The 9,652-nt window shown below is 57.6% G+C and carries 6 protein-coding genes and 1 pseudogene; 3 read left to right on the top strand and 4 right to left on the bottom strand.

The features are described from left to right. Positions 1 to 425 (top strand): annotated as a pseudogene (locus ACJ8IN_RS17265) (XRE family transcriptional regulator); the annotation flags it as partial. Between the two features lie 110 nt (positions 426 to 535). On the opposite strand, the gene pflA reads toward ACJ8IN_RS17265, so the two are convergent. The 4 genes from pflA to ycaO form a co-directional block, all read right to left on the bottom strand. Then, complete coding sequence (gene pflA, locus ACJ8IN_RS17260; protein ID WP_033637850.1) at positions 536 to 1,276, bottom strand: pyruvate formate lyase 1-activating protein; 741 nt, start codon at positions 1,274 to 1,276, stop codon at positions 536 to 538. A 279-nt stretch (positions 1,277 to 1,555) separates the two neighbouring features. After that, complete coding sequence (gene pflB / locus ACJ8IN_RS17255; protein ID WP_004928286.1) at positions 1,556 to 3,838, bottom strand: formate C-acetyltransferase; 2,283 nt, start codon at positions 3,836 to 3,838, stop codon at positions 1,556 to 1,558. Between the two features lie 54 nt (positions 3,839 to 3,892). After that, a complete protein-coding gene (focA, locus tag ACJ8IN_RS17250) occupies positions 3,893 to 4,753 on the bottom strand; it encodes a formate transporter FocA (RefSeq protein ID WP_019454548.1) in 861 nt (286 codons plus the stop codon). 460 nt (positions 4,754 to 5,213) lie between these two features. Then, on the bottom strand, positions 5,214 to 6,977 hold the full coding sequence (ycaO, locus tag ACJ8IN_RS17245) for a 30S ribosomal protein S12 methylthiotransferase accessory factor YcaO (protein ID WP_197778710.1): 1,764 nt from the start codon (positions 6,975 to 6,977) through the stop codon (positions 5,214 to 5,216). Positions 6,978 to 7,125: 148 nt separating this feature from the next. Between ycaO and ansB the strand changes: the two genes are divergently transcribed. Both ansB and serC read left to right on the top strand, forming a co-directional pair. Beyond that, positions 7,126 to 8,172 carry an L-asparaginase 2 gene (gene ansB, locus ACJ8IN_RS17240; protein WP_308325573.1) on the top strand — a complete coding sequence of 349 codons (1,047 nt, stop codon included), beginning with the start codon at positions 7,126 to 7,128 and terminating at the stop codon, positions 8,170 to 8,172. A gap of 302 nt (positions 8,173 to 8,474) precedes the next feature. Next, positions 8,475 to 9,560 (top strand): 3-phosphoserine/phosphohydroxythreonine transaminase, encoded by a 1,086-nt coding sequence (gene serC, locus ACJ8IN_RS17235; protein WP_033637853.1) that lies wholly within the window; start codon positions 8,475 to 8,477, stop codon positions 9,558 to 9,560. The last annotated feature ends 92 nt before the right edge of the window (positions 9,561 to 9,652 follow it).

The raw sequence follows: 9,652 nt of genomic DNA, 5'->3' as shown, positions 1-9,652 counted from the left end.
TAAATGATGATGAGTTAGAGCTATTTGATACACCAGCTGTGAATATAGAACCGTGCTTAATGTTTCTTGCCGCTACTAAGATAGATATAGACCCAGAGTTCGCACCGAATTTTGGGAAGTTTAGACACCGTATTGAACAAGATTACGAGGAGTGGCTCACTCTTGTGAAAGAGAAAGCATTCCGAAATGGAATTCCTCTAAAAGCTGAACTTTTAGGCATGGTATATGATTCTAGTGATCAATTGGGACATGAGGCTGAAGCTGAGAGTCTTGGCGTTAACTCATCACGTATCCATCCCGATATATATATGAATGAGCTTTTAGTCGGGATGAGAATAATTCACCAGGTTTTACCTGCTATAATGGAAAAATTAGGGATAGATGAAGAGTTTACACTTAACGCATCAGATCTGCGGATAAGGTAATATTCAGGCTAACAACTTAGGGGAATTCTTTGCCCAGAACAAAGTCCCTCTAAGGGCGATTTGCTTGCCAGAGGATAATAGCTAATCCCTGGCAAGCAAGAATAATGTAATCAGTAAATCACTTTGTGGCCGTAGCTTTCCAGGATGCCTTTGACGCGATCCATGGTCTCGGCTTTCGGCGGGTGCACGCCGTCCAGCTTGTACTCTTCCCCCATCGCTATCCATTTGTGCTTGCCCAGCTCGTGGTAGGGCAGCAGCTCGATTTTCTCGATGTTGGTCATGTCTTTGGTGAACTCGCCCAGCAGGTGCGCCGACTTATCGTCGTCTGACCAGCCCGGCACCACCACGTAGCGGATCCAGGTGCGCTGGTTGCGTTTCGCCAGGTAGCGGGCGAATTCCAGCGTGCGGTGATTGGAGACGCCGACCAGGTTCTGGTGGATCTCGTCGTTCATCTGTTTCAGATCCAGCATCACCAGATCGGTGGTGTCCAGCAGCTCGTCGATCACCGGATCGTAGCGGCGCACAAAGCCATTGGTGTCCAGGCAGGTATTGATGCCTTCGGCGTGGCAGGCGCGGAACCAGTCGCGCACGAATTCAGCCTGCAGGATCGCCTCGCCGCCGGACGCGGTCACGCCGCCGCCGGAGGCGTTCATGAAGTGGCGGTAAGCCACCGCGTCTTTCATCAGCTCTTCGACGGTCACTTCCTTGCCGCCGTGGGTGTCCCAGGTGTCGCGGTTATGGCAATAGAGGCAGCGCATCAGGCAGCCCTGGAAGAAGACGATAAAGCGGATCCCGGGCCCATCGACGGTGCCGCAGGATTCGAAGGAGTGGATGCGACCAATTGCTGACATTGCGGGGTTTTCTCCAATATTGACTGTCAAACGCAGTCTAAAAATAGGCGCGTGGCCGCCGGCCAGGTATCTGCGATGCAGCAGCGGGTGGAACCGCCACCGGGGTAATGATGCCTGTCGGCCGGTCAGTTGCCGGATAACTGTTTTGCCGGCTATCCATTCAGTATAGATGTCCGGCAAAACAGACTCGTACAGAGTCAGGGGAGAGCGGTGGGAGAAAAGGGCCGGCAAAACCGGCCCCTGCGTTGGTGCCGAGCGGTTTCCCGCCCGGCCGGCGTATTACATCGTTTGAGTGAAGGTACGAGTAATCACGTCCTGCTGTTGCTCTTTGGTCAGCGAGTTGAAGCGCACGGCGTAACCGGAAACGCGGATGGTCAGCTGAGGGTATTTCTCAGGGTTTTCCATCGCGTCCAGCAGCATTTCGCGGTTCATCACGTTGACGTTCAGGTGCTGGCCGCCTTCGATGGAGGCTTCATGGTGGAAGTAACCATCCATCAGGCCCGCCAGGTTGGCTTTACGCACGTCGTCGTCTTTACCCAGCGCGTTAGGCACGATGGAGAAGGTGTAGGAGATCCCGTCTTTCGCGTAGGCAAACGGCAGTTTGGCTACCGAGGTCAGGGAGGCTACTGCGCCTTTCTGGTCGCGGCCATGCATTGGGTTGGCGCCAGGGCCGAACGGTGCGCCTGCGCGGCGGCCATCCGGGGTGTTACCGGTTTTCTTACCGTACACCACGTTGGAGGTGATGGTCAGTACGGACTGGGTCGGTACCGCGTTGCGGTAGGTGCGCAGTTTCTGAATTTTCTTCATGAAACGTTCCACCAGGTCGCAGGCGATGTCATCGACGCGGGCGTCGTTGTTACCGAACTGCGGGTACTCGCCTTCCACTTTGAAGTCGATGGCCAGGCCGTCTTCGTCGCGAATGGTGGTGACTTTCGCGTACTTGATGGCAGACAGGGAGTCGGCCGCCACGGACAGGCCGGCGATGCCGCAAGCCATGGTGCGATAAACGTCACGGTCATGCAGCGCCATCAGCGCAGCTTCGTAGCTGTACTTGTCGTGCATGTAGTGAATGATGTTCAGCGCGGTCACGTACTGCTTGGCCAGCCAATCCATAAAGTGGTCCATGCGCGCCATGACTTTGTCATAGTCCAGCACTTCGTCCATCATCGGCGCTTCTTTAGGGCCGACCTGCATTTTCAGTTTTTCGTCAACGCCGCCGTTGATGGCGTACAGCATGGTTTTCGCCAGGTTGGCGCGGGCGCCGAAGAACTGCATTTGTTTGCCGACGATCATCGGGCTGACGCAGCAAGCGATGGCGTAGTCATCGTTGTTGAAGTCAGGGCGCATCAGGTCGTCGTTTTCGTACTGAACGGAAGAGGTGTCGATGGACACTTTCGCCGCGAATTTTTTGAAGTTCAGCGGCAGCTTCTCAGACCACAGGATGGTCATGTTCGGCTCCGGAGACGGCCCCATGGTGTACAGGGTGTTCAGGAAGCGGAAGCTGTTTTTGGTGACCAGGGTGCGGCCGTCGACGCCCATACCGGCCAGGGATTCTGTCGCCCAGATTGGGTCGCCGGAGAACAGCTCATCGTACTCAGGGGTACGCAGGAAGCGCACCATACGCAGTTTCATCACCAGGTGGTCGATCAGTTCCTGCGCTTGTTCTTCGGTCAGTTTGCCCGCCTTGATGTCGCGCTCGATGAACACGTCGAGGAAGGTGGACACGCGGCCGAAGGACATGGCGGCGCCGTTCTGGGATTTTACCGCGGCCAGGTAGCCGAAGTAGGTCCACTGCACCGCTTCTTGCGCGCTGGTGGCCGGGCCGGAGATGTCGTAGCCGTATTTGGCGGCCATCTCTTTGATCTGAGCCAGAGCGCGGTGCTGTTCAGCGATCTCTTCGCGCAGCTGGATGGTCATTTCCAGATCTTCGCCGTTTTCCAGTTTTTCCTGCAGCGATTTGAACTGGTTCAGCTTGTCGGCCATCAGGAAGTCGATACCGTACAGCGCCACGCGGCGGTAGTCGCCGATGATGCGGCCGCGGCCGTAGGCGTCCGGCAGGCCGGTCAGCACGCCGGATTTACGGCAGTTCAGGATGTCTTTGGTGTAAACGTCGAATACGCCCTGGTTGTGGGTTTTACGGTATTCGGTGAACACTTTTTTCAGCTGCGGATCCAGCTCGCGGCCGTACACTTTGCACGAACCTTCGACCATTTTGATGCCGCCGAACGGGATCAGCGCGCGTTTCAGAGGGGCGTCGGTCTGCAGACCCACGATGGTTTCCAGCTCTTTGGCGATGTAACCCGCGTCGTGAGAAACGATGGTTGAAGCAACGTTGGTGTCGAAATCAACCGGCGCGTGAGTGCGGTTTTCCAGTTTGATCCCTTCCATAACCTTGTCCCACAAGGTGGTGGTGGCCTGAGTTGCCCCAGCCAGGAAGGACTCGTCACCTTCATAAGGCGTGTAGTTTTTCTGGATGAAGTCACGAACGTTGACTTCATTCTGCCAGTCACCCTTGCTGAAACCTTCCCAAGCGTTGGCTAATTTCTCGTTAAGTTCGGTCATTGTACACCTACCTTTGATTGTGGATTTCTAACTCTGCGCGCGGTAACTCACAGCTTAGTGCTGTTCGCGCCCCCCGCGCAGATAAATTACCCAGTAAGTCAACCCAACCAGCAGACCGCCACCGATGATGTTGCCGATGGTAACCGGAATCAGGTTGTCGATGATGAAGTTGCTTACTGTCAGATGAGCGAATTGCTCAGGTACCGCCCCTACGGCTTGCCAGAATTCCGGCGTGGCGAAGTGTTTGACCACGATGCCCATAGGGATCATAAACATGTTGGCGATGCTGTGCTCGAAGCCGCTGGCGACAAACATCCCGACCGGCAGCACCATGGCGAGCATCTTGTCGGTCAGGGTGCGGCCGGAGTAGCTCATCCAGACCGCCAGGCAGACCATCAGGTTAGCCAGAATGCCGAGGCACACGGCTTCGATAAAGGTGTGATGCAGCTTGTGGTCTGCGGTTTGCAGGACATTCAGGCCCCACTGGCCGTTGGCGACCATATACTCGCCGGAGAACCAGATCAGCGCCACGAAGAACAGCGCGCCGACCAGATTGCCGAGATAAACGTTCAGCCAGTTGGCGCCCAGCTGGCCCCAGCTGATGCGGCCGCTGGCCTTGGCGATGACGATGAGCACGGTAGAGGTGAACAGGTCGGCGCCCGACACCACCACCAGCATTAACCCGAGAGAGAAGCAGATGCCGCCGACCAGTTTCGCCAGCCCGAAAGGCACGCCGGCGGTGCCGGTGGTCGCCGTGATGTAGAAGACGAAGGCGATGGAAATGAAGACACCGGCGGTGATCGCCAAATAAAACGTTTTCAGCGGATGTTTGGTGGCTTTATACACGCCGGCATCTTCAGCGATTTTCGCCGTTGCCGCAGGTAAAATCAGATCGAAGGGGCTGTCAGTTTTCAAACTAACTCTCGCTCTTAAGGGTTAAAACAACGCAATGAGATACTAGCAAAGCAGTATAGGGGAAAATTTGATTTGGATCATAAGGCGGGGAAGTAGAGCGGCAAAATGACGTGTTTTTTGTGTGGTTTTTGTGGTTAATTTATTGATTTTTAAGATAAAACAATTTTTTAATGTTTGCAAATTTTTTTGAATGTGCAGGGTGGGCCGCAGGCGCTAAAGTTAAATTTTTAGGCGTTTTGTCGCCGCGCAGCGCTGAAAGTTTAATTATCGGTTAATTATTATTTCACCGTCCGGCAACAATTGACGGTTTATTTATTTTTATGGTCGTTTAACCGCCTATTTTCCGGCGAAAAAATAAAACCGAATGCGTTGAAATAAACCGCAAAAATGAAAACGCCGCAACGGAGTGCGGCGTTTGGCAACAGGGGTACTCCCAAAGTGGCAGTACCCCTGATGACGCTTAGGCTTTGACCCAGTGGCGGCGTTTGGCCGCCTGCAGCTTCTCGTAGGCCGCCAGCAGCGCCTGATGGGCCGGCAGCGCCTTCAGATCGGCATCGACGGCGAACAGCCCGTTGAAGCGTTCTTCACCGCTGATGGCGGCGGAGGCGGCGTCGACCGCTTCCTGGCCATACATCTTCACGAACGCGGTATAGTATTGCGCCGCTTCGCGTTCAGGCTCCTGCGCCAGCAGCAGCAGCGTTTGCAGGCAGCGGTAGTAGTTGCTGCGCGCCGGGCTCAGCACCGAGGCGTTGAAATCCTGCGTCCATTCGGTCCAGATCAGTGCCTGATCCAGATCGCCGCCCGCCAGCGCCAGCATCGCCTTCAGCTCGCCCACGCGCAGGGTATGCCAGGCGTTGTCTTTGCCGCTGGCAATGCCCAACAGTTCGCGTACGCGGGTGAAATCGTCCAGCCCTTCGTCGTCCAACTGCTCGATCAGCGCCAGGTATTCTTCCGGCTCCCACTCGCTGCCCGGCAGCGCCAGCAGCGTGTCGCGCAGGTGCGCGCCCATGCTGTTGTTGGCCAGCAGCAGGTCTTCCGCCGGATAAATGTCGGACATGCCCGGCACGATGATGCGGCAAGCGTAGACGCCCAGGTGCTCGTAGTCGGCGATGTACACTTCCGCGTCTTCCTTGTCGAAGATGCTCATCAGGGTGGCGAACTCTTCCTGCGTGCTGCCGCTGAAGTTCCAGTCAACGAACGGGTAATCCGCGTCCTGTTTGAACAGATCCCAGGAGATCAGGCCGCTGGAGTCGATGAAGTGCGTTTCCAGGTTGGTGTGTTCCGCCACTTCTTCGTCATCGAAGGTCGGCGCGGTGAACACGTCGAGATCTTTCAGGCTGCGGCCCTGCAGCAGTTCGGTTACCGTGCGCTCCAGCGCCACGCCGAAGTCCGGGTGCGCGCCGAACGAGGCGAAGCAGGTGCCGTTGGTCGGGTTGAACAGCACCACGCAGATCACCGGGTAGTTGCCGCCCAGCGAGGCGTCATAGGAGAGGATCGGGAAACCTTCCTCTTCCAGTTTGGCGATGGCTTCCACCACGCCCGGGTAGCGGTTCAGCACTTCGTCCGGGATCGCCGGCAGGCTGATGGATTCGGCGATGATGCGGTTTTTCACATAGCGCTCAAACACTTCCGACAGGCCCTGCACGCGCGCTTCGTTGGCGGTGTTGCCGGCGGACATGCCGTTGGAAACATACAGGTTGCCGATGATGTTCATCGGGATGTACACGGTTTGCTGGTCGGACTGGCGGGTAAACGGCAGCGCGCACACGCCGCGATCGGCGTTGCCGGATTGCAGATCGACCAGATCGCTGGCGCTCAGCTCTTGCTGCGGATCGTAGAAGGCGTGCAGGCGTTCGTCGAGGATGCCGGCCGGCAGCGCGTCGTCTTCAGGGATCGGGAACCATTTCTCATTCGGGTAGTGCACGAAGTCGCCTTCGGCGATCTGCCGGCCCAGATAGAAATCGGCGAAGAAGTAGTTGGTGGACAGGCGCTCGAAATATTCACCCAGCGCGGAGGCCAGCGCGGCTTTTTTGCTGGCGCCTTTGCCGTTGGTGAAGCACAGCGGGCAATCGCGATCGCGAATGTGCACCGACCACACGTGCGGCACCGGGTTCAGCCAGGAGGCTTCTTCGATGTTGAAACCGAGATCGCTCAGTTTCTGCTGGAAACGGGCGATGGAGTCTTCCAGGGCGGCGTCTTTACCGGGGATAAAAGTTTGCGTCATTGTCTTCACTTTTTGCGCGTACTAAAAACGCGCAATGATACGGGGTTTTACGCTGGAGCTCCACGTATTCCTAAAGCGGCGGCAAAGTCACAGTTTTTTTAAGGATAGGGGCCATAATTCAGCGAGTTATCTGTCACGGAGAAATCTAATGAAATCAGTGAAACTCAGCGCGTTAACCCTCTTGTTGATCGGCTTCAGCGCCTCGGCGCTGGCGCTGCCCAACATCACCCTGCTGGCGACCGGCGGCACTATCGCCGGCGGCGGCGATTCGGCGACGAAATCCAACTATACCGCGGGCAAGCTGGGCGTCGAGGCGCTGGTCGATGCGGTGCCGGAGCTGAAGAACGTCGCCAACGTGCAGGGGGAGCAGGTGGTGAACATCGGCTCGCAGGACATGAACGATCAGGTCTGGCTGACGCTGGCGAAGAAAATTGACGCCGACTGCGGCAAGACCGACGGCTTCGTCATCACCCACGGCACCGATACGCTGGAGGAGACGGCCTATTTCCTCGATTTGACGGTGAAATGCGACAAGCCGGTGGTGCTGGTAGGGGCGATGCGGCCGGCGACGGCGATGAGCGCCGACGGCCCGTTCAATCTGTACAACGCGGTGGTGACGGCGGCGGATCCGCAATCGGCCAACCGCGGGGTGCTGGTGGCGATGAACGACACCGTGCTGGACGCGCGCGACGTCACCAAGATCAACACCACCGCCGTGCAGACCTTCCAGTCGCCGAACTACGGCCCGCTGGGGTATATCCACAACGGCAAGATCGATTACCAGCGCTCGCCGCAGCGTAAGCATACCCGGGATACGCCGTTCGACGTCAGCAAGCTGAACGAATTGCCGAAGGTCGGCATCATCTACAACTATGCCAACGCCTCCGATGCGCCGGCCAAGGCGCTGATCGCCGAAGGCTACCAGGGCATCGTCAGCGCCGGGGTCGGCAACGGCAACCTGTATAAAACCGTGTTCGACACCCTGGCGACGGCGGCGCACAATGGTGTGGCGGTGGTGCGCTCATCGCGCGTGCCGACCGGCGCCACCACCGAAGATGCGGAAGTGGACGACGCCAAGTACGGCTTTGTGGCCGCCGGCACGCTGAATCCGCAAAAAGCGCGCATACTGCTGCAGCTGGCGCTGACGCAAACCAAAGACGCGAAGCAGATCCAGCAGATGTTCAATCAGTACTGATCGTTTTCTCTCCTGCGGGGGCCGGCCGGGCTCTCGCAGCCATCTTGGCTGAATACAGCATAAAACACCGCGTTAACCCGCTGAATTTCCCCATGTCACAGGGTTTTATCGTCCAAACAATCGCGACGGCCGCAGAGCCTGTCATCACCCGGCGCGGCCGTTTGCCGCCGACGGGCGAATAAGCGTTGCAGCCATGGGGCGTGAGTGATAAAACCGATGGGTTGGTTAACGCGAGCGTTAACTTCGGGCGTCTTTTCGACAGGTCGCTTTTCTGCGGCGAACAGTGAATGTGGTGAGGGGAAATGACTCAGGTTTATAATTTTAGCTCTGGCCCGGCGATGCTGCCGGTGGAAGTGTTGCGTCGTGCGGAACAGGAACTGTGCAACTGGCATGGGCTGGGCACGTCAGTGATGGAGATCAGTCACCGCAGCAAAGAATTCATCGCCGTTGCCGAGCAGGCGGAACAGGATCTGCGCGATCTGCTGAAAGTCCCCTCCAACTATAAAGTGCTGTTTTGCCACGGCGGCGCCCGCGCGCAGTTCGCGGCGCTGCCGCTGAACCTGCTGGGCGACAAGGCCACCGCCGACTATATCGACGGCGGCTATTGGGCGCACAGCGCCATCAAGGAAGCGGAAAAGTATTGCGCCCCGAACGTCATCGACGTGAAAACCCGCATCGACGGCCTGAGCGGCATCAAGCCGATGAAAGAGTGGCAGCTCAGCGACGACGCGGCTTACGTGCACTATTGCCCGAATGAGACCATCGACGGCGTGGCCATCGATGAAACGCCGGACTTCGGCGACAAGGTGGTGATCGGCGATTACTCCTCGACCATCCTGTCCCGCCCGCTTGACGTCAGCCGCTTCGGCGTGATTTACGCCGGCGCGCAGAAAAACATCGGCCCGGCTGGCCTGACGCTGGTGATCGTGCGCGACGATCTTTTGGGCAAGGCGCGCAAAGAAGTGCCGTCGATCCTCGATTACACCGTGCTGGCCGAGAACGACTCGATGTTCAACACCCCGCCGACCTTCGCCTGGTACCTCTCCGGGCTGGTGTTCAAATGGCTGAAAGAGCAGGGCGGCCTGGTGGAGATGCAAAAACGCAATCAGGCCAAGGCCGAGCTGCTGTACGCGACCATCGATAAATCCGACTTCTACCGCAGCCAGGTGGCGATCGCCAACCGTTCGTGGATGAACGTGCCGTTCCAACTGGCCGATGCGGCGCTGGACAAAGTGTTCCTCAGCGAAGCCGAGGCCATCGGCCTGCAGGCGCTGAAAGGCCACCGGGTAGTTGGCGGCATGCGCGCTTCTATTTACAATGCCATGCCGCTGGCCGGCGTGCAGGCGCTGACCGATTTCATGGCCGACTTCGAACGTCGTCACGGTTGATTCCGTCAGCCCGCCAGGCGCGGGCTGCCTCAGGCTGTTGTCCTTTTGCATTAAAGCGGCTCCGGCATTATTCCGGAGCCGTTTCGTTTATC

The sequence above is a fragment of the Serratia sp. CY31944 genome (assembly GCF_052169175.1).
In the GTDB taxonomy this organism is placed as follows: Bacteria; Pseudomonadota; Gammaproteobacteria; order Enterobacterales; family Enterobacteriaceae; genus Serratia; species Serratia sarumanii.
Note: the sequence above shows the minus strand (reverse complement) of the source record. Positions and strands in the feature narration are given on the sequence as shown.